29 protein-coding genes are annotated in these 19,448 nt (G+C 24.8%); 6 read left to right on the forward strand and 23 right to left on the reverse strand.

Going from position 1 to position 19,448, the window contains the following annotated elements:
• Window positions 1–53: 53 nt before the first annotated feature.
• The 3 genes from SCITRI_RS09965 to SCITRI_RS04450 form a co-directional block, all read right to left on the reverse strand.
• The gene (locus SCITRI_RS09965; RefSeq protein ID WP_155522109.1) at window positions 54–200 is read right to left on the reverse strand and encodes a hypothetical protein; all 147 of its coding nucleotides are present in this window, start codon (window positions 198–200) and stop codon (window positions 54–56) included.
• A gap of 256 nt (window positions 201–456) precedes the next feature.
• Window positions 457–1,227 carry a hypothetical protein gene (locus tag SCITRI_RS04445; RefSeq protein ID WP_071937379.1) on the reverse strand — a complete coding sequence of 257 codons (771 nt, stop codon included), beginning with the start codon at window positions 1,225–1,227 and terminating at the stop codon, window positions 457–459.
• A gap of 134 nt (window positions 1,228–1,361) precedes the next feature.
• The gene (locus SCITRI_RS04450) at window positions 1,362–1,868 is read right to left on the reverse strand and encodes a hypothetical protein (protein ID WP_071937380.1); all 507 of its coding nucleotides are present in this window, start codon (window positions 1,866–1,868) and stop codon (window positions 1,362–1,364) included.
• 1,162 nt (window positions 1,869–3,030) lie between these two features.
• On the opposite strand from SCITRI_RS04450, the gene SCITRI_RS04460 reads away from it, so the two are divergent.
• Together SCITRI_RS04460 and SCITRI_RS04465 are read left to right on the forward strand one after the other, a co-directional pair.
• Window positions 3,031–3,264 (forward strand): pentapeptide repeat-containing protein, encoded by a 234-nt coding sequence (locus tag SCITRI_RS04460; RefSeq protein ID WP_071937382.1) that lies wholly within the window; start codon window positions 3,031–3,033, stop codon window positions 3,262–3,264.
• Between the two features lie 438 nt (window positions 3,265–3,702).
• Window positions 3,703–4,161, forward strand: coding sequence for a hypothetical protein (locus SCITRI_RS04465; RefSeq protein WP_071937383.1), 459 nt, complete (start codon window positions 3,703–3,705; stop codon window positions 4,159–4,161).
• A gap of 58 nt (window positions 4,162–4,219) precedes the next feature.
• On the opposite strand, the gene SCITRI_RS04470 is transcribed toward SCITRI_RS04465, so the two are convergent.
• Both SCITRI_RS04470 and SCITRI_RS04475 read right to left on the reverse strand, forming a co-directional pair.
• The gene (locus tag SCITRI_RS04470) at window positions 4,220–5,476 is read right to left on the reverse strand and encodes a hypothetical protein (protein WP_071937384.1); all 1,257 of its coding nucleotides are present in this window, start codon (window positions 5,474–5,476) and stop codon (window positions 4,220–4,222) included.
• The gene (locus tag SCITRI_RS04475; protein WP_071937385.1) at window positions 5,443–5,691 is read right to left on the reverse strand and encodes a hypothetical protein; all 249 of its coding nucleotides are present in this window, start codon (window positions 5,689–5,691) and stop codon (window positions 5,443–5,445) included. Before SCITRI_RS04475 ends, SCITRI_RS04470 begins: the two co-directional genes overlap by 34 nt.
• 114 nt (window positions 5,692–5,805) lie before the next feature.
• Here SCITRI_RS04475 and SCITRI_RS09970 point away from each other — a divergent pair, with 114 nt between their 5' ends.
• Window positions 5,806–5,979, forward strand: coding sequence for a hypothetical protein (locus tag SCITRI_RS09970; protein WP_155522110.1), 174 nt, complete (start codon window positions 5,806–5,808; stop codon window positions 5,977–5,979).
• 147 nt (window positions 5,980–6,126) lie between these two features.
• The gene (locus SCITRI_RS04480; protein ID WP_071937386.1) at window positions 6,127–6,876 is read left to right on the forward strand and encodes a hypothetical protein; all 750 of its coding nucleotides are present in this window, start codon (window positions 6,127–6,129) and stop codon (window positions 6,874–6,876) included.
• 72 nt (window positions 6,877–6,948) lie between these two features.
• On the opposite strand, the gene SCITRI_RS12460 is transcribed toward SCITRI_RS04480, so the two are convergent.
• Window positions 6,949–7,299: a PTS transporter subunit EIIB gene (locus tag SCITRI_RS12460; RefSeq protein ID WP_374941066.1), complete on the reverse strand. Its 351-nt coding sequence runs from the start codon at window positions 7,297–7,299 to the stop codon at window positions 6,949–6,951.
• Between SCITRI_RS12460 and SCITRI_RS11415 the strand changes: the two genes are divergently transcribed.
• Window positions 7,211–7,414, forward strand: a complete 204-nt coding sequence (locus SCITRI_RS11415; protein ID WP_237237825.1) for a hypothetical protein — start codon at window positions 7,211–7,213, stop codon at window positions 7,412–7,414. The genes SCITRI_RS12460 and SCITRI_RS11415 overlap by 89 nt on opposite strands.
• Here SCITRI_RS11415 and SCITRI_RS11420 read toward each other — a convergent pair.
• The 4 genes from SCITRI_RS11420 to SCITRI_RS04495 all read right to left on the reverse strand — a co-directional run bounded on the left by SCITRI_RS11420 (window position 7,411) and on the right by SCITRI_RS04495 (window position 9,746).
• Window positions 7,411–8,112 (reverse strand): PTS transporter subunit EIIC, encoded by a 702-nt coding sequence (locus SCITRI_RS11420; RefSeq protein ID WP_237237826.1) that lies wholly within the window; start codon window positions 8,110–8,112, stop codon window positions 7,411–7,413. The two genes, SCITRI_RS11415 and SCITRI_RS11420, sit on opposite strands and share 4 nt — an antisense overlap.
• Window positions 8,113–8,173: 61 nt before the next feature.
• On the reverse strand, window positions 8,174–8,389 hold the full coding sequence (locus tag SCITRI_RS11425) for a hypothetical protein (protein WP_237237827.1): 216 nt from the start codon (window positions 8,387–8,389) through the stop codon (window positions 8,174–8,176).
• A complete protein-coding gene (locus SCITRI_RS11430; RefSeq protein ID WP_237237828.1) occupies window positions 8,337–8,609 on the reverse strand; it encodes a hypothetical protein in 273 nt (90 codons plus the stop codon). Before SCITRI_RS11430 ends, SCITRI_RS11425 begins: the two co-directional genes overlap by 53 nt.
• Window positions 8,610–9,437: 828 nt before the next feature.
• Window positions 9,438–9,746 carry a hypothetical protein gene (locus SCITRI_RS04495; RefSeq protein ID WP_071937387.1) on the reverse strand — a complete coding sequence of 103 codons (309 nt, stop codon included), beginning with the start codon at window positions 9,744–9,746 and terminating at the stop codon, window positions 9,438–9,440.
• A 381-nt stretch (window positions 9,747–10,127) separates the two neighbouring features.
• Between SCITRI_RS04495 and SCITRI_RS11435 the strand changes: the two genes are divergently transcribed.
• Window positions 10,128–10,253: a lipoprotein gene (locus SCITRI_RS11435; protein ID WP_233485665.1), complete on the forward strand. Its 126-nt coding sequence runs from the start codon at window positions 10,128–10,130 to the stop codon at window positions 10,251–10,253.
• A 280-nt stretch (window positions 10,254–10,533) separates the two neighbouring features.
• Here SCITRI_RS11435 and SCITRI_RS04505 read toward each other — a convergent pair whose 3' ends face one another.
• The 13 genes from SCITRI_RS04505 to SCITRI_RS04575 form a co-directional block, all read right to left on the reverse strand.
• Complete coding sequence (locus SCITRI_RS04505) at window positions 10,534–11,040, reverse strand: thiol peroxidase (RefSeq protein ID WP_071937388.1); 507 nt, start codon at window positions 11,038–11,040, stop codon at window positions 10,534–10,536.
• Window positions 11,041–11,091: 51 nt separating this feature from the next.
• The gene (locus tag SCITRI_RS04510) at window positions 11,092–11,901 is read right to left on the reverse strand and encodes a TlyA family RNA methyltransferase (RefSeq protein ID WP_071937389.1); all 810 of its coding nucleotides are present in this window, start codon (window positions 11,899–11,901) and stop codon (window positions 11,092–11,094) included.
• 6 nt (window positions 11,902–11,907) lie between these two features.
• Window positions 11,908–12,420 (reverse strand): hypothetical protein, encoded by a 513-nt coding sequence (locus SCITRI_RS04515; protein ID WP_071937390.1) that lies wholly within the window; start codon window positions 12,418–12,420, stop codon window positions 11,908–11,910.
• Between the two features lie 1,128 nt (window positions 12,421–13,548).
• Window positions 13,549–13,800, reverse strand: a complete 252-nt coding sequence (locus tag SCITRI_RS04525) for a hypothetical protein (RefSeq protein WP_071937391.1) — start codon at window positions 13,798–13,800, stop codon at window positions 13,549–13,551.
• Entirely contained in the window at window positions 13,800–13,949 is a 150-nt protein-coding gene (locus tag SCITRI_RS04530; RefSeq protein WP_071937392.1) for a hypothetical protein, read from the reverse strand. Before SCITRI_RS04530 ends, SCITRI_RS04525 begins: the two co-directional genes overlap by 1 nt.
• Before the next feature lie 104 nt (window positions 13,950–14,053).
• Entirely contained in the window at window positions 14,054–14,275 is a 222-nt protein-coding gene (locus SCITRI_RS04535) for a hypothetical protein (protein ID WP_071937394.1), read from the reverse strand.
• 2 nt (window positions 14,276–14,277) lie between these two features.
• Window positions 14,278–14,520, reverse strand: coding sequence for a hypothetical protein (locus tag SCITRI_RS04540; protein WP_071937396.1), 243 nt, complete (start codon window positions 14,518–14,520; stop codon window positions 14,278–14,280).
• Between the two features lie 588 nt (window positions 14,521–15,108).
• Window positions 15,109–15,396, reverse strand: coding sequence for a hypothetical protein (locus SCITRI_RS04545; RefSeq protein WP_071937398.1), 288 nt, complete (start codon window positions 15,394–15,396; stop codon window positions 15,109–15,111).
• A 120-nt stretch (window positions 15,397–15,516) separates the two neighbouring features.
• The gene (locus SCITRI_RS04550) at window positions 15,517–15,945 is read right to left on the reverse strand and encodes an ABC transporter permease (RefSeq protein ID WP_071937399.1); all 429 of its coding nucleotides are present in this window, start codon (window positions 15,943–15,945) and stop codon (window positions 15,517–15,519) included.
• Complete coding sequence (locus tag SCITRI_RS04555; RefSeq protein ID WP_071937401.1) at window positions 15,938–16,843, reverse strand: ABC transporter ATP-binding protein; 906 nt, start codon at window positions 16,841–16,843, stop codon at window positions 15,938–15,940. The genes SCITRI_RS04550 and SCITRI_RS04555 overlap by 8 nt, the downstream gene beginning before the upstream one ends.
• A 121-nt stretch (window positions 16,844–16,964) precedes the next feature.
• A complete protein-coding gene (locus tag SCITRI_RS04560; RefSeq protein WP_071937402.1) occupies window positions 16,965–17,558 on the reverse strand; it encodes a hypothetical protein in 594 nt (197 codons plus the stop codon).
• A 104-nt stretch (window positions 17,559–17,662) separates the two neighbouring features.
• Window positions 17,663–18,085, reverse strand: a complete 423-nt coding sequence (locus SCITRI_RS04565; RefSeq protein ID WP_071937404.1) for a hypothetical protein — start codon at window positions 18,083–18,085, stop codon at window positions 17,663–17,665.
• 738 nt (window positions 18,086–18,823) lie between these two features.
• A complete protein-coding gene (locus SCITRI_RS04575; RefSeq protein ID WP_071937405.1) occupies window positions 18,824–19,426 on the reverse strand; it encodes an FMN-dependent NADH-azoreductase in 603 nt (200 codons plus the stop codon).
• Between the last annotated feature and the right edge of the window lie 22 nt (window positions 19,427–19,448).

Raw genomic sequence — 19,448 nt, forward strand, 5'->3', positions numbered from 1 at the left:
GATAATTGTTGGCTTACTTTTTTTAAGTTTGCTATTTTATTAAGGGTTTAATGCTATTGTTTTTCTAATTCGGCATTAGTTGTTTTTAATTTATTGACTAATTTGTTATAGTCTTCAATATATTTTTTATATTCTGTTATTTCTTCTTTTAAGAGATAGATAAAATCTCCTGATCTCTTAATAGTTTCAAACTTTATCAAAATCCATTTTAATTAAAAAGTGATTAATTAACTTCTCGCGCTATTTTAAAAACTTGCGATAGCTTTCCAATCACTTTTTAACTTACTTTTTGTAGTTTGTTTTTCACTTTTATATTAAATTTTTCTTTTAATAAAAAGTCATTTATTTTAAAATATTAAATAATATTTTAAAACCATATACAATGCATTCATTATATCATATTTTTTGTAAATATTATATTTAATGATACAAAAAATATCAAATTATATTTTTATTTTATCTTGTTTTTTCATCAATATTTTTATTACTTTCATTTTCTTGTTTTATTGAATTTAATTGTTTATTAACCGATTTAATTTGCTCTTTTTGTCAATTTAATAAATTTGGTTTAATAGTAGGATTTGGTATTATTATATTTGTAAAACTTCTTGGTTGTGGTTCTACTCTTCTCAAGTTATTTTTTACTTTCATAACTTCTTCTAATAAATCATTATTTTTAGTAGTTTTCATAACACTATTTGGTTGTGGTTCTACTCTTCTCAAGTTATTTTTTACTTTCATAACTTCTTCTAATAAATCATTATTTTTAGTAGTTTTCATAACACTATTTGGTTGTGGTTCTACTCTTCTCAAGTTATTTTTTACTTTCATAACTTCTTCTAATAAATTATTATTTTTAGTAGTTTTTGTTTGTTCTAAAATTTGATCTGCTCCAATTGTTGCCTTTGTATTTTGATTTTTAATTTCTGCTACATCTTTACTTTGTTTTGAAAATAAAGTATCAAATTCAGCAAGAATATTTTTATAAAATGCTACAAGTTTTTCGTTATCAATTTCATTTTTTCTATCATCATTTTCAACATCTTTATTTTTTAAAAGTGCTAATTTTTCTAATAATTGCTCTTCATTTTGTTGATTTTTAAGTTTTTTATTTTTTTGAAATTTTAAAATTAATCATGAAATTAAAGCACCTAACGGACCAAATATAAATGAAGAACAAATGAAAAAAGAAGTTTTATAAAATTTTTTTTCATCTTTATTTGCCATATTTCTTGCATTACTTTCTATAATTTTTAAGTTATTTACTTATAATAAAAGTCATATACTAAATAAATAATACAATATTTAACTATTTCTCGCAATACATTATTGCAAAAGAAAAAAGAAATCTTGTCTTTTTATTATCGACCATATGATTCGTCATCTTTCGTTTCTGTTGTTAAATTATGATTAAATTTTGTTCGTGGTAATGGTACTGGTGCTTTTGCTACGGTTTTTGATGATAATTGTTTTTCATTTGCTAAAAAACTATTTAATTTGGTCAACATTTCTTTATATTTATTAGCTTCTGTTTGACCATTACCATATGTTTTATTTACTTGTGGTTTTAATGGTTCTGCTAAACCTTTAATTGATGGATTTGGTGTAGATAACAAATCAACTTGTGGTTTTAATGGTTCTGCTAAACCTTTAATTGATGGATTTGGTGTAGATAACAAATCAACTTTTTGCATTTCTTCATTTAAAAATTGAGTTATTTCTACTTCTACTGCATTCAAAGTTCGTGCTGTTGCTTCTTGAACTTGACTTTTATTAAGACCAAGTTTTGTTAACATTGTTTTAATTGATTTTTTAATTGATCGATAAGATTCTTTTAAAGTTCCTTTAATTTTTGATGTAATTTTCATATTAAATTTATTCTTTTTCTATGTTTAATTAATTTAATAAAATAATTAATTAAAGTCATTTATTTAAAAATATAATTAATATTTTTAAAACCATGTACATTTTCTAGATTATCATATTTAATTAAAATTATCATCTAAAATTTTTAATTTTCTAAAAATAATTTGTTTAATCTTTTAAAACTAGAATTCATCAAATTAGTTTTCAGAAAAAATAATTTACAAATAATTTGACAAAATTAATCTTAAAAAGTAAAAGCAACAATTAATTGTTGCTTTTACTTTTTAACGTTCATATGATTCATCGTCTTTTTCATTTGGGTCTATTGTTTCCAACTTTGCAATTGTTCCTTTTTTCTTATCAAAAAAATTGTAGTATTAGTTGGACTAAAACGGACTTTCTTTTTAATTTTTGTAACTAATGTTTGTGGTAGTAAGAAAAAAGCTTATTTTTTATAAAAAATATAAATAAAGTAATTAAATATAAATTAAAGTAATCGCTTATAAGAGCGATTTTTTTTATTTGCATTATTCATCAGATAGTATCTTTAAAATTAAAAATTAACCTATTTTCTCCATTAATTAGTTAATTTTTATAATTTCCTTTCTGTGATTTATTATATTTTTTCGGTTTAACAGCTAATAATATCAGTTTTAAATAAAAGGTACTATCTGATGAATAATGCAGTACTAAAACTTAATATTTTGATGCTTAAAGATGGATAACTCATCTATGACACGAAGCCTTAAAGAAAGTGTGAAAGCGATTAGATTTAACCATTTTATTTCTTTAATTCTCGGCGGGGTTAGTCGCCCGCGAAATGTCAGAGCGTGTGTTTTTGGCTTGTTTCATAAAAAGAGTGCTGTTAAACCGAAAAAAACAATATCGGACACTAAAAAACAAGAGGGAGGAGCTCCAAAAGGTTATTTTCTTTATATAAAGTTGTGTAGGGATGGATGAAGCGTAATTAATAACTGGATAAACTGTTTTTTTGTTTATTTCCGTGGGTGATAAACTCTATCAAAATATCCTATCCGCCCCCGCTCACCCCCGAAGTGAAGCGGGCGGCGAAGTAATTAAATACTAAAATAAATTATCTACTAAATATCAAAATATTAACCAATAAAGGAATATTATGTTTTTTTACAGAAAGGAAATTATAAAATGAAAACATTATACGAAATGATAAAAGATTTAACAGGAATTGATGTTGAACAAAATAAAATCAGTGATTATTTAAGCAGAAAATTTTTAGATTTACATGGTGCTAAATTAAACGGTGCTTATTTAAGTTGGGTTGATTTAAAATGCGCTAATTTATCTGGTGCTAATTTAAAAGGTATTGAAATTACAAAAAAACAATTAGAACAATTAACTGTTATTGAGGAGAATGAATAATGAAAAAGTTAAATAAAAAAATTATCAACAAAATAAATGAATTAATACTTAGAAGTTATCCAGTTTCAAAAGATGATACTACACTTTCTAGAATTTTGTGAAAAATAACTTAAAGTTTAAAAAAACTTTTGCCGCGCTTTTCAAAGTACTTGGGAAAAATTCTAAGCGTTAAGCGAAGAATTTTATAAAGGTTCCCAAATTTGTTTGAAAGAACTTCAAAAATTTTTTTAACTCGCAAGTGATTTTATCACAACAATTTAAGAAAGTCAACCACTCGGCCAAAAATTATATTTACTTGACAAATTAAAAAAATAATTATATATTTTAAATAGAGATGATTAGTAAATCAGCATCTCAGTACCTAGATCGGTATTTTAAATATCAGGTCATCCCTCTTTTTTTTAAAAAGAGGAACGCATTAAATGAAAGAAATTTTATATGATTAAAAAAAATAAAATAAAAAAAATAACTATGTATAGTGTTATTAAATATCATAAATTACATTATTCAAGTTTTCATAATCATTTTTTTGATGAAAAAAATAATGAATTAACACTTAAAAAGGGTATTAATTTAATAACAAAAACATTTGATAATGAGTTTATTAAAACTAGACCAGCAATAGTTATTGGTACAATGGGGCAATCACTTTTAATTGTACCAACTTCAACAAAAAAATCTATAAATAAAAATATTCAAAATTTTTTTAGAACTAAAATTAATTTAAATGGAAAAGATACTTATATTTGTTGAGAACAAACTAATCATATTTATAATTCACAAATAACTGGATTTTGGTTTGAAGATGGGAAATTATCTTCATTATCAAAATCTTATAAAAGATATATTAAAAAAGAAAGTGAAGTTAAATTAAAAAAATTTATTTTAAATAAATAAATTTTTTTAATTTAACTTCACTTTTGCATTACCTTATTTTATTTTTACAAATTATTTATTATATTCCCATTTTAAAGCGATATGGATAAGAACCATAAAACAAAGCATCATATGGGTCGTGGTACATTTTACTATCGGGTATATTTGTTTTGGTATCGCTAAATCTTAATTCACTAATACATTTATCTAAAAATGGGAAATTATCTAATATGCCATATATCTTGCCTTGAACAAACATTTTTCGTATTCATGTTACACGGTTAATTATTCCCGCTTCTTTATTAAGTGATGTTTGATGTTTTTTGGCTTTAAACATTTTAATCTTATAACCTAAATAAGGGTAAATATCTTCTTGTAATTTTTGCATAAAGTCGTGGGCATTAATATCATAATGAAATGTGGCATATTCAAAACCATCAAATTTATCAAATGTATTAATTATTCATTGTCCGTAATGCTCTACTAATTCATTTAAATTCATTGCATTTTTTGGTGTAATAACATTTTCTTCAATTAAATATTTATCATACTCGTTATTTTCATTAATTTTATATCCACTAAATAAAAATACGGTATGGTCTTCGCTTTCATTAGCATAATCAACACCAATTGAATAACTATCAAATTGATACTGTTTTGTATTAGAATTATAAAAATCTTTTAAATTATATTCTTTAATATATTTACGATAATTTCGTAAAACATAAATACTAGGGTCATTGTCGTTATATTCAAATCCGTAATATTCAAGTTCAAATAAGTCTGGTGGTTCTTCTTTGTTGGTTAAAACAAGTTTTTTAGTGATATTAGGTATTTTACTTCAAACAGCCCCCATTGTTAATCGTAAATTAAAAACACCTAAACCGTTAAATGCTTGTTTATTTTCTGAGTATATTTGGTTATGTTCTTTTAAAATATTTTTAATTCTTTCATTTAAAAGTAAATATGGGGTTACAAATTTTTCATAAAATACGTGGTATTTATCAAAAGGATTAAAAGTAAATTGATTAGAATATGTTTTATGAAAATATGTTGTTATTGTTGTATATTGTTTTGTTATATTATCTCATTCTTTAAATGTCCAAGATAATTCTTTTATAGGAATAGGATTGTCTAAATTATATTGTTCATTATTATTTTCATCGGTGTATTTTTCATAAGATACTTTTAAACTTTTAGAACGAAACATTGAAACTCTTAAATTATTATATCTTTTATCTAATTCTTTATCAGTTAAGATTTCTTTTTCTTCGGCATGTATCATTTCATCAGTTCACGCTGTTATAATACCGCTACCTTTACCAACTTTACCCATAATTTTATTACCATTGGCATAACACGACCCGCAGAAACAAACTTAAAAAAACTTGGTGAAGTAAAATAACGGGCATAACTATCCTCAACAAAGTCTTTAAATACTTCTCAGTCAAAACCAAAATTATAGTCACTAAAATTTAAATCATATTTTGTATTTAAATGCTCATAACTAGTAATTCGTTTTTTGTTATTAATTTCAGTAAAGTCTTGCATTTTTAGATATCCTCGCTTTCAAATTATGATAAAATAATAAAACTTATCAAATATCAAATTAAGTATTATTAATATTATATTAAAAATATTTTTTAAAGATAGGAAAATAATAAGATGGAGTTAGAAAAAAATTTGTTAGGAAATTATAAAAAAAATAAAACAATCGAGACACAAAATGAAGTTAAAAATTTATTAATTAATAGAGATAATGAGATATTTAAATTATATCAACAAGGACAAATATTACAAGGATATAAGGGTTATATCAAAATTACCAAAAACAATTAAAACAGAATATGGAAATATTCCTATAAAAAGAAGATTATATGTTAAATATGATGAAGAAAAAAAGAAAATATAAATCATTATCCTTTAGATAAAGAATTAGGTTTAAAAAAATACGAAAGAATTGAAATAAATTTAAAAAATAAATATATGTCTTTTATAGGTGATGGAAAAAAATATAAAGATATTTTACATACAACAGAGAATGCAAATATTAGTGAAAGAACAATATCTAATATTTTTAAAAATGCCGATTTAGAAGAAACCGATTACATTAGTAAAAAAAATAACAATAAAATTAAAATTCCAAATAATATTTTATACATTCAAATTGATGGTGCTTTTGAACCAATGTGAGAAAATAAAAAAAGAGTTGAAAATAAAATATTTCTTGCGACTATGCATGTTGGTGTTGATGAAGAAAAGTCAACAAAAACCAGAATAAAAATGAAAAAGAAAAAAGGCGTTTTCCAAATGATAAATAAAAATGATAAATCTAATATTTATAATTTTATTGATAAAATTTTTAAATCAATGGATACTTATGATATTAATGAAGATACTAAAATATTAATATTAAGTGATGGTGAAAAACAAATTAAAAAAATTTATAAAGCAATAAAAGCAAAATATAAAAATAACACTGTATCATATAGTTTAGATAGATTTCATTTAGTAAAAAGATTTAAAGACTTATTTTCATATAGAAATAGAAACAAAATTCATAGATTAAAATATAAATTATCAAAAATATATTTTTTTACTGGAAATCATGAAGCATTATTAGATTTTTTAATTTGTCATTTACCCTATGTTATTGACAGCAAAAAGAAATTTTTATTAGAAACTATTATATTTTTAAAATCATATACAAAATCACTTTATCATATTCATTTGTAATTATCAATTGTATCAAAGTAATAAAAAATAAAAACGTTTACTTTAGTAACGTTTTTATTTTTTATTTTAATATTATTTTCCAGAAATTTCAGATAATTTAGTTGCAACAGCTTCAACATTTAAACCAATAATAATTTGAATGCCCTTTGTTTTAGAAACTAATACTAAACCAGCGACTCCGGTTGCTTTGATTGCTGATTGATCAATTTTCGTGTTGTCTTCAACTGTTAAACGTAATCTAGTCATACAGTTATCAACTTTAACTAGATTATCATGACCAATTGCATCATAAATTACTTGTGCTAGCTTTAATGGCCCATTAGGATCTTTTTGAATGTCAATTCGTTGATTAACACTATTTTGTGAAGTTAAAATATTTTCACTACCCGCTTGACCATTTTCAACAATATTGATATTTGCTATTTGTTTTTCTTGGTTTGTTTTTTTTGCATTGTTTTTAACTTTTTTTTCAAATGATTTTGCTAATGCTATTACTTCTTCTTCACGACCAACAACTCAATCAATAAAATCAGCTTAGAAACCAAATCCAACGCGAATTCCAAAACCAATAGTTAATGCTGAAAATAAACCAGCTAAAACAGCATGTAATCATAAGAAAACCGGGGCTAAGAAAACAAAAGAAAATTCAATTGGTTCTGTAATTCCTGTTAAAAAACTAACTCCTGCAGCTGACCCTAAAATTCCAGCATATTCAGCACGACGCACTTTATCTTTAATTGATAAAATCATTGCTGCACAAGCTGCAGGTAATCCAAACATCATCATTGGGAAGAATCCTGATTGGAAAATTCCACTTCCTCCTGCTAAACCAAATTTAGCATCAGCATATAATTTTCCTAAAAAGGCGTTAATATCACCATTGACTGTAGTAATAATTCCAGTTGTATTTCAATCACTAATTCGTAATACACCGTTACTATCAATACTATATACAGCCCATTGTAGCGTTCCATCAACAATTTGTCATAAGTTTGTTCCTTGATAATTCATCAAATGGCCAATAATTGGTTGTTGGAACCATAAATAAGTGTTTAACACTTGGTGTAACCAAAATGGTAATAATAACCGGTTAAAAATAGCATAGAAGAAAGCTCCTAATGGTGGAATCGCTCCTAAACCATAACCTAAGTATTGTAATCCTAATTGAAATCATGGTCAAATTGCTGCTAATGCAAAAGAGCCTAAGAGAAAATAAACTGCTGTTATCATTGGCACAAAACTACGACCTGAAAAAAATCCTAGGGCTGCTGGTAACTTAATACCAGAATATTTATTATTAAATTAGCGCAACAAGACAACCAGCTAAAATTCCACCAAAAACACCCATACTAATGTTATATTTTGCACCATAACCTTTAATAGCATCACCAACATTAAAATCAAAAACATATAGAATTTGTGAATGTGGTTTTGCTCAAAATTGATTATCTAAAAAATTACTAATTGGTGTATTTCCTAATAAAACATTTATTGTAATATCATTGTGGGACAATTCCCATTAGTCCTTCTAAAACAGCTCACCCAAAGAAAGCAACTAGTGCTGCTTCTCCACGGAAGTCTTTTGCCATTCCGAAACCTAATCCGATTGCAAATAATGGTGCTAAATTACCAATCGCAGCATTACCAACCGCTTGAAAAATTGAACCAATATATCAAATTGCTGACAATGATCCAGTTTGATTTAACTCTGGATTGATTGAGGCATAATTCATGCCCCCAATCGTAGCAACAAAGCAGAAATTGGTAGCACAACAATTGGAAATTGTAATGCTTTTCCTAATTTTTGTAAATATTGTATTTTATTTGTTCCTTTTCTTTTTATTCTTTTTTTAGTTTACATAAATTGACATGTTATAACTAAATGATTAAAAGATTATATATTAAGTTTAATAATTGTAACTATACCAACTATTAATGAGATTGCAAATAATGATGATAAAATCAAAAAAATATTTTGTTTAATTTCAAACAAAAAAATTCGTTCACGTTGAACTCCTAATCGTTTTTCTTTGAACTTAGCATTTTTATTTCGTCAGTATAAAAAGTGAATTAATAATAAAATGATGATGAAAATAATACTAATCCAATTCCAGCATTTAATGCCATATTAGCAACTAAGGTTTGACCCAGTAATTTATTGTTCATTTTAAATATCTTTTTCTACTTTTTAACTATACGTTTTATTATCTTTTTGAATAGTATTTAAAAAGATAATGTTATTTCATTAATTGATGTAACATTAATGAAAACATTGTAAAAATTTATAATAAAAAATAAATATTTTAAATATTCTTTGTTTTATAATAATTTAATTAATATAACTATTATCATTTTTCATTTTATTTTTTTATATGAATTAAATAGTTATATTTTAAATATCTATAATCTTTTTTCATTTTTTTCTAAGTATAAGTAGTCATACTTATATTTGTATTATAACACTTTTGTTTTCTAAAAAAATCCTATAAAAAATTATATTAGATTTTAAGTAATTAAAAACCTTCTTTTTCAAGAAGGTTTAAATATTAGTTTTCCCTAAATTATTTTTGTAATTGTTGATCATAATATTTTTTTGTTTTATTAATATTGTTTTTGCCAACAAAAACAAAGTTATGTTTTGATTTAACACAATCTGGATTGATACAATGCAATTTATACTCACAAGGTTTTGAGCGACAGAAAAACACCGGTTGTTCACACATTTGGCATGATAAAATTGTTTTTTGTGATTCTTGCATTGCAGCACATTTTTTACATTCTTCAGCATGTTGTTCGCAGCCAATGAAGACACTATCTGGCATTGCTAATCTTTTTTTTGTTTCAGTTGAATTGTTATTTTCGAAAGCCATAGTTTTTGTGTTCTCCTTTCATAAAATACTTGTAATAAACACCTCTCTTATCAAAAAATTATCGACGCTAATGGTAAAACATTAATGCCGATGAATGATAAAACTTATCTTTAAGGGTTAATACAAATTTTAGTATATATTTTTTAATAAAAATTAACAATGTTATTCCTGCCAATAACGTTGATTATTAAGGGTTTGATGAAATAATTTGGTAATTTATGGAAAAAATTAAATAAAATAAGTTATTTTATTTGAAATAATTTATACATATTCAATTTAATTATTAGTTTATAAAATAGAATTTATTGTAAATTTAAACTTGAAAAAAAATACAATAAAATTATCGATAACTTTAATCGAATAGAAAGGAACATATAAAAAATGAAAAAAATTTTAACAATTCTAGGAGCAATTAGTTTTTCTACAGTTGGAGCAAGTAATGTTATTGCTTGTAATTCAATACATGAAAATGAAATTAAAAGTCTTCAAAATCGACTATCAACTTAAAAGGGAAAATTGATAACTTAAAAAATGTTAGTGAAGAGCAAAAAGAACAACTAAAGTTTGCATTAATAGAACTTGAAAATGGGTTAAAAGGATTAACTTCAAATGAAATTAAATCAATGTCAAAAACAGACATTGATTTATTAAAGTCAGCAATATCTTTCTTAGAAGAGCAAATTAATAAATTAAGTTAAATAAATATTATTTCCGAAATATTAAAGATGTTTCTTTTAACTGGATATTACCAGTTAAAAGAAACATTGTTTTATTTTATTACAAGTTTTTATTTTTGAAAAGTATCTAAAAACTGGTAAACTTCTTCATAATTTGGTTCGGAAGAAATTGGTGAAACAATTTGTAAATAAATAATTTTATTATCTTGATCTAAAATCATTACGCTTCGTGCTAATAAATTATTAAATGGAAAATATAATTTTGTTTGTGTGCCAAATTCACGATAATTAGTATCAGATAATAAAATATGGTTTGCATTAACAAAACCTTCACATGCTCGTTTCAAAGCAAATGGCAAATCACGTGAAATTGTTATTAATTGAACATTAGGATACTTGCTAATAATTGTTTCATTAAATTGTTTTGTTTGTGTTAAACAAACACTAGTATCTATACTAGGTACTGCGGAAATAACTTTATATTCTTTTGTTATAGTTTCTAATTCAAAATCTTGTCAATCAACCATATCAGCTTTAAATGATACCTTGTGACCAACTTGAAGATGATCTTTTGCAAGCAAATTTTTAACATCGCCACTCATTGTTCTTACTGCCATAAAAGTTGTTTCCTCCCTTCTTTTATAAGAATATTATATCCTAAAATATTGTTATGATAATAAAGTATTTCAAGCATTTTCAATTATTGTTCCGATGGCTTCGTCAGTTATATAGTTAATCGGATTTGTTGTTCGTTGTAGTAAACAAATAAATTCAATGTTTTTCTTTTTATTTCCTAAAATTGGAGAATAGTCGCAATTGTTAACACTAAAACCATTATTAAGGGCTAAAGCAAAGATTTTTTTAATAACATCATAGTGTATTGCTTTATGATTAATTTTTCCTCTCTTAACAGCTTCTTTTGTACTCTCAAACTGTGGTTTAATTAAGAAAAAAGCATAATGATTTAATAATATAATATCTTTTAAGGGTGGAATAATTTTATCTAATGAAATAAAAGAAACATCACAACAAGCAATTTCAATTTCATCAGGGGCAAATAATGCTTTAGTAACATACCGAAAATTCGTTTTCTCTAATGAAACAACACGAGGATTATTTCGTAATTTTCAAGCTAATTGATTTGTACCAACATCAACAGCATAAACTTTTTTAGCATCATTTTGTAATAAGCAATCAGTAAAACCACCAGTTGAAGCACCAATATCAAGACAAACTAGATTCTTAACTGTTAAATTGAAAGCAGTTAAACCTTTGGCTAACTTTTCACCTGCTCGGGAAACATATTTTAATGGTTCACCACGTAATTTAATAATACTATCTAATTTTACCAATTCACCTGGTTTTAAGGCGGGTACATTATCAACTAAAACATTATTTGCTAAAATCATTGCCTTAGCTTTTTCACGCGAAGGAGCTAAATTATTATTAACCATTAATTGGTCCAACCGAATTTTCATTAAAATTTATTCTCCTTTTCATTGACTTTTATTAAATGCACGTTGGTTCTGATAACGAAATAATAACCGTTGTTTTCGAGTTTTTGTTTCACGATAAGTTTCTAAGATTGTATCTTGTGCTAAAATGTAATTAGTAATTTCTTTAAAAAAGTAAGCACCATATGATAATGACCATTCTAACGAAATAAAATTTTGATCAATTTTAGCTTCAATAATTTTTGAATAATTACTAATAATGTAATTACATTCTAGCATAATGTTATTAATATTATTATATTTAAAAAGGTAATATGTTGTTTGTGGTAATTGATATTTTTGTGCTAAAAAAGCAAGATTTTTTGGAATAATTAATTGTTGAGTATCTAAATCAATTGAAATATCAACTGGTTTTCATAATGGAACATAGTGGATTTTTCCCGATAAAGTTAATAAGCGTTGTTTAGTATCTTGTGATATTTGTCACTTTTTTGCTCATTTGTTATTTGCTCAATTATAATAATTAAACTTGTTATTTTGCATCTCATCACCCATTTGACTAAAGTAATTATACCAAATTTAACAAGAACAAAAAAGAATTTAAATAATAATTTTATTTTAAATTAAATTTAATTATTAATTATATCTTATTTTTTAAAAAAATAAATGACTTTTTTAAATAAAAAAAATATTTTTAAAAGGCAAATTATTTACAGTTCTTAACTCAAAAGTGGGAAAAAAATTGATATTTTAATAATTATAACTAAATTAATTGTACCCTAAAATGAGAAGAATATAATGAAAGTGTAAATAATATTTATGGCGTCAATATAGATATTTTTACAGGAGATGATTAATAATGTTTGGTTATAAGAATATCTTAGTTGGTGTTGGAGCAATTCCGTTGGCAACTACCCCGTCATTATTATTATCGAATACAGCATTTATCAATAATACATACAATAAAACTGCACATAATAATAAAAAACCGAGGAAAAACTAGGAATAACATATCAACAATTTTATCAAAATAATAAATCAAATATTAATCTAACAAATATTAAAAATTTAAAAGATGGGATTAATGAATGAGATTATTATTTTGTTTATTCACACTTATACTTAAATCATACTTTATTAACCAAAGTTCAAAATGATTTAGGATCAGTTGGAGGAGTTATTGCAACCTTATTAAGCACAATCCCAGAAATTGCAACTGTCGATGGAATTGTTGCTGCATTTATTAATTACACAATGATATATCTGAAATATTCCACCATATGATCAGGGTAATGGCGTTGGTGTTAACTTAATTGGAGTAGTTCCTCAACTTATAACTTCTGTTTGAGCACAGTAAGTTATTAGTTTATTATCAAAACAGACAAGGCCCAGATTTATTATTTACACTACTGCTAGCTGTTGCTAGCAGTTTTTATATGTTTTTTAAAAAGATTTTACTTGTGTTTTTTTATTTTTTGTAATTTAGTGACTTAAAAAATAATTATTTTAAATTTGAAAATTAAAAAGCATAGACAATTCTTGGTAAAGATTAAAAAATTAATTAAGTTACTATTAAAGAAGCAAAAAAAACAATTTAATACAATTTTTTAAAATAAACATTCTTAGTTTAAAGCCAAAATCAATAATTATTATAATCGATTATAATAAATATTAAAATCATTTAACCATAACACGGAAAAAGTTTAAGATTTTAATAATACAAAATATAGCAAATGGAATTAATATAATTCACGCTTCACCTAAGAAAACCATTATCTCAGGTAAAATATTTGTTATACCTTCTTTAACTTTTCATAATGCACTAGTCAAACCCGTTCAAATACCAGTCATGCCCTCAGTCATAGTTTTAGGTGTAGGTGCTGTTAAAAAATTAAACGCTGTTGTTAAATACATACCTAACATTATTTACTACTCTCCTTTCTTTCAATTTCTTTTTTTTCTTTTTTCTTTCCTCGAATTTGTTTAATTTTTTGGTAAATTGATAAACCAATATAAGTAAAAATACTTAATATAATAACAACACTAAATATTGTCGTTAATCAAGTTGGCATAATACATCTCCTTTCTAAAAAATATCGCGTCACGCTCCGCGTGTTCGCTACGCTCAAAATAAACTATATTGAATAAATTACCGCTAATAAATTACGCGGATAATTTATTCATTTTCTTTTACATTATTAATTACTATCTTATTTACAGTATTAATAACAATATCTTTTCCATACTTAATTACTAAGGACCGCAAAATAAAATAATGTTTCTTTTCAATAAAAAATCAACTCCTTTCAAAGTTGATTTGTTGCACTTCGATTACAAAATGCATCTGAGAAAAAAAATAACCAGCACAATAATTACAATGTGAAATAAACTTACTCATTATTAAATTTCCTCCCCACATGTATGACAATTCAAATAAGAAAAATTATTTTTGAGATATTTTACATAATCACATATCATTTCAAATCTACCCTCTATATTGATAACTGTTGACCATTGTGTTGATTTAGAATATTTACATTCTTGACAATGATCACAATCACATTCAATTCATTGTTCTAAATCACAATAATCATTAATTCTAAATTTATCTTTATATTTTGTATTAAATTCTTCTTTTGTCATATTAAATTTCCTCCAAATTCTTTTCTGCAATTAAAGTATCAATATAGTCATAAGCACTTTCTTCTGAATGACATTCTTCTTTAGTTATATAAGTATTTATCTATTTATTTACTACGCCATCCGCTTTACTGGGGATAAGCGGTGGCGGTATTTGGTAATTGTTGGTATATTAACTACAATGTTCTACAGTTTGTAGTTGTTTGTAGTATTAAGTACCTCCTCATCAAGCCCCCACTAGTAGATTAATTAAGAAATCCTTGCCCAGTTCTTAAAAGAACAAACTTCTACGCACACGATTTTATTTTTTCTTGTTAATTAATAGTTATGAATGCGCCACTACGCGTCTATCTTAATCAAAATCATTAATTTACAAAATCGCAAAAAAACAAGTTAACAGCTCTAATGGTTTCGTGCCGGCGAAATGCCCTGCTGGGGAACCTTCCCTAAAAAATATGTAATTGTATAAAATTAAACACTTGTAGAGCCAATATATTTAATTTGTAAAGTTGTTTTTCAAATAAAAAAAACAACCCTTTAACAAGAGTTGTTTTGTCCTATTTCATCCTTTATTCTACATTTTTAAATAAATTATAGTGATAAACTTTTTTTAATAAAAATTCAATTTCCTAAACTAAATAAACCACTTGATAAAACAAACATAGTTGGTAATTGTCAACAAAAATCTAAACTTTTAGGTTGTAATGGTTCAGCAATAATAATATTTAAACTACTATGTGGTAAATCAGCAAAATTTAATGCTGAATTAAAAAATGAAATAATTGTTAAAAATTTAAGATATTTTAATTTTTCTAAATTTGGGTTTGAAGTGCCTGAAATTTCCCCAGTAAAAGATAAAATACCAAATAATAAAAACAATATTGAAATAAATGATAATATTGAAATAGATACCCCAGACTTATCAAAATAACAAGAAATAACTCAAACAATAAAAGATCATAATATCCATAAAAATAAAAATGAAAAACTTGTAAGAACTTAATTTATTTGATTTTGTTGATTAAAATCTTTGTAAACCAGAGAGAATAAAATTAATTGTAAAAATAAAGAACCAACATTTAAAATTATAATTGACGAAATTAATGTAAAAATTTTTGAATTTAAAACTGCTTTTCTTGACATAGGCAATACTAATCAACAAGCAAAATAACCTTCTTTAATTTCTTTTGTTAATAAAATATGAGTTGTAATTATTGAATATGGAAAAATCATAATAAGACAACAACCATAACCATACATAACAAAACTAACAAAACTAGCAGCATCACTAACATCAATATCAGTAGATGGACTAAAATATTTTAGAGTTATTGCCAGAATTGTTAATAAAAAAAATAAAATAGATGATATAATTAAAATTATTTTTATATTTTTAAACTGTAATTTTACAAATTTTAAATTAATCATTGAAACTTACTTCCTTTTCATAAAATTTAATAAAATGTTGTTCTAAATTAAATGGTAATTCCTTAAAATATTCTAGTTGATAATCTGTTATTTCTTTTAAAAAATTATTTATATTATTTTGACTGATTTCAACTTTTATTATTTTTGTTACTTTATTAGTATCAATTATTTTTCATTTTTTATTCATAAAATTATCATAATCATTAATAGTTATAAATTTTAATTCATAAATTTTATCAGCATTATTTTTAAGTTCTTTAATATTAGCTTCTGATACAATTTTACCTTTTTTAATAATTGCTACTTTATCACAAGTATTATCAATTTCACTAAAAATATGGGAACTCATAAAAATGGTTGCCTCTTCTTTTTGTAAATTTTTAATTAATGTATCAAATTTTTGTTGCATTAAGGGGTCTAATCCTGAAGTTGGTTCATCTAAAATTAATACTTTCGGCTTATGCATAAAAGCACTAATTATAGCTACTTTTTGTTTCATTCCTTTTGACATTTTTTTAATTTTCTGTTTAGGATCAAAATCAAAATATTCAATTAGTTTTTCTACATATTTCCAATCAACATTTCCTCTAATTTCAGAAATTGTTTTTAAATAACTAATTCCTGTCATATATTCTGGTAAATTAACTTCACCAGCTAAATAGCCTAAATCTTTCATAATATTTTTAGTATCTTTTCACACATCATAACCTAAAATAGTACCTGTACCATTATCCGATTTAATAAATCCCACCATTTGACGAATAACAGTTGTTTTCCCAGCACCATTGGGGCCAAGAAATCCATAAACTTCTCCTTTTTTAACGGCTATATTAATATTAAAACAACCAATATTAGGGTTATATTTCTTTGTCATATTTTTTAATGATATTATTTCCATATCTCTCACTCCTATCTATTTTTTATACTAAAATAAGCTTACCATAAAAATATAAAAAATATATTTTATTTTTCATTGTTTACTTCTTTTAATTTTAGTTCCATTTCTAAAATTTCTTTTTTTAATTTAAAAATTTCATTTTCAACTGATAAATCAGATTGTTTTTCTTTTTTGGTTCTAATTCTCTTTTTAATTTAACAATTTCTTTTTTTCTTAAAGGAATTTTTTCTTCATAAGATTTAATTAGTTTAATTTGAGTACGATTTTTACCAAATTTATTAATTGTAGCTTTAAAATGTTTTAAATCTTCTTCCATTTCTTCCAATTCTTTTTCGCGGATTTGAATCCGATATTCGAGAAAAGGAATTGTTCCGCTTTTATATTCGTCATATCATTCTCATGCTTGATCTCATCTTATTTGTTTTGAATCAGTATTTTTAGGGTGTAATTCACTTGCATTATTAATATGTGAGTTTTTTAATCATGTATATTTAGCAGTTATTGGGATAATACGACCAAATTTTTCTAATACTCACATAGCATTATTTTTGTCATCGTCGTTTAATCTATCAATGCTTAGAGAAATATTGATTGATGATCCTCCCCCGAGTGCATCAATAATAGAAATATGGATTTCAGTTGCAAGACAGAGGTCTTGCATTCTGGCAACGCGTTCTCAGTTGACTTCGCCACCTAATAATCGTCATAATCCCATGATTTATTACTCCTTTTTTATTTATACCGTATTTTTTTGTTTTTGTCAGATGATTTTTTAAATTATGACTTTTTCTTTTCTGCTTTTTTGGTCGCTTTTTCATCTTATTTTTTCTGTCTAGCATCAGATTTATCGTTATGTTTTTTAATAACATCAACTATATTACCTTGTTTTCTAACTTTTTTGTTATGTTTCATCTCTCTTTTGGTTGTTTCTTTAAGATATGAAAAACTATTCTTGCTAGTAAATGTGCGTTCTACTTTCCCTAGTTTTTTGTTTAAAGATTTTTCTTTTATATCACCGTATAATTTCGTATGTCCTTTATTAATTTTATCTCCTTTGCTAGCCAATTGTGGATTAAATCTTTTACCAATTGCTTTAAATGGTGTTGCAATCCCAGTTCCAATTTGGCGGAAGAATCCTTTTGCCCCACCACCGCGAGCTGCTCCCACTAGTTTACTTGTTGCCAAGGTTGTGACACCAAGCCCAAAGCCTGCTAAGCCAACAATTCCAGCGCGAGAACTCATTCCCTCGGTCGCGTGTCAGGAATGACAAAAGTCTAGTGGTTTTTCTTGGCGAGATTGACTGTTTGATGTTTCATTATCCCTCTTTATAAATTTTTATAGTTTGTTCTTTAGTTAATTTTTCTAATCTTGCTGGTTTAGGAACAACATTTGGAACATTTTTTATTCCACCTGTATAAAACATTGAATTACCTGTTTCTAATACTTTTTCATTCTTGGATGAAATTGAGCCTGCTTCTGTTGCTGGATTTGCCTTTAATTCAAAAATATTCAGTTTACTTTTTAAATTGCTTAGAGTTTTTTGTGCTACATTAAGAATATCTGTTCCATATACAATATTTTCTTTATCTTTATCATTGTGAAAATATTGTAAAACTACCCCATTAAATAAGTCATTATAGAAATTTTTAATGTCTGATAGTTCTTCTAAATTTATTGTTTCTTTTAAATTGTTATCATTTGAGATAACTTCTTAGTATATTTTATATTTTTCATCTAATTCTAGTTTAAAATCTGCATATTCATTAGCAATAACCTTTAAATTATTAATAAATTCTATTTTTTCATTGTGATTTTCTTTCTTGTTTTTTAATTATTATTTTATAAATAATAATTAAAGTAATCTATTTTAAAACTAATTTTAAAATCATATACTTATTAAGTTTATCATAATTTATTAGTCCAAACATTAATAAGCAAATAAAAAATCAACATTTGTTGAACATTTATTATTTTTATTAATTAAAATGTTTTAACAACTTTTTGAATTTCTTCATCATATTGATCAATTAACTCATCTAGAGTTAGGGCATTGGTTGGAGCAACTTTTGTTCCTGCAACAAGAATTGGTTTATTAACAGTAGCACCAACAAATTCTCATGTTCCTTTTAAATATTCGGTATGATTTCCCCATGGATATCAACCAAAAGGAGCTCCTTGGGTTGTTAAAATTTGTACTTTTAAATGCGGTAATAACCCTATTGCATCACCTTTTTTTGAATATTTATATGAAAATGTTTTATCTGCAACTAAAACATGATCTAAGTAATTTTTCATTAATCCAGAAACATTAAAGTTATTCATTGGACATACAACAATAACTTTTTGTACTTCTTTTAATTGATTAACATAAACATCAGTATCCTCGGCATTAAAATAAGTACCAAAGTTATCACGAGTAAGTGTTTTAAGCGCCATTGGGGTTTCGTTTAAATCTAAATGAATAATTTCATCATTTGCGTTTGCTGCTTGATAATATTTAAGAAAACGAGCTGCTAAAGCTTTTGAATATGATTTTTCATTAGGACTAACCGTTCCATAAATTACTAATACTTTATTTACCATGATTTTCGTTCCTTTCTCGTTT

This window comes from Spiroplasma citri (assembly GCF_001886855.1).
Classification (GTDB): Bacteria; Bacillota_I; Bacilli_A; order Mycoplasmatales; family Mycoplasmataceae; genus Spiroplasma; species Spiroplasma citri.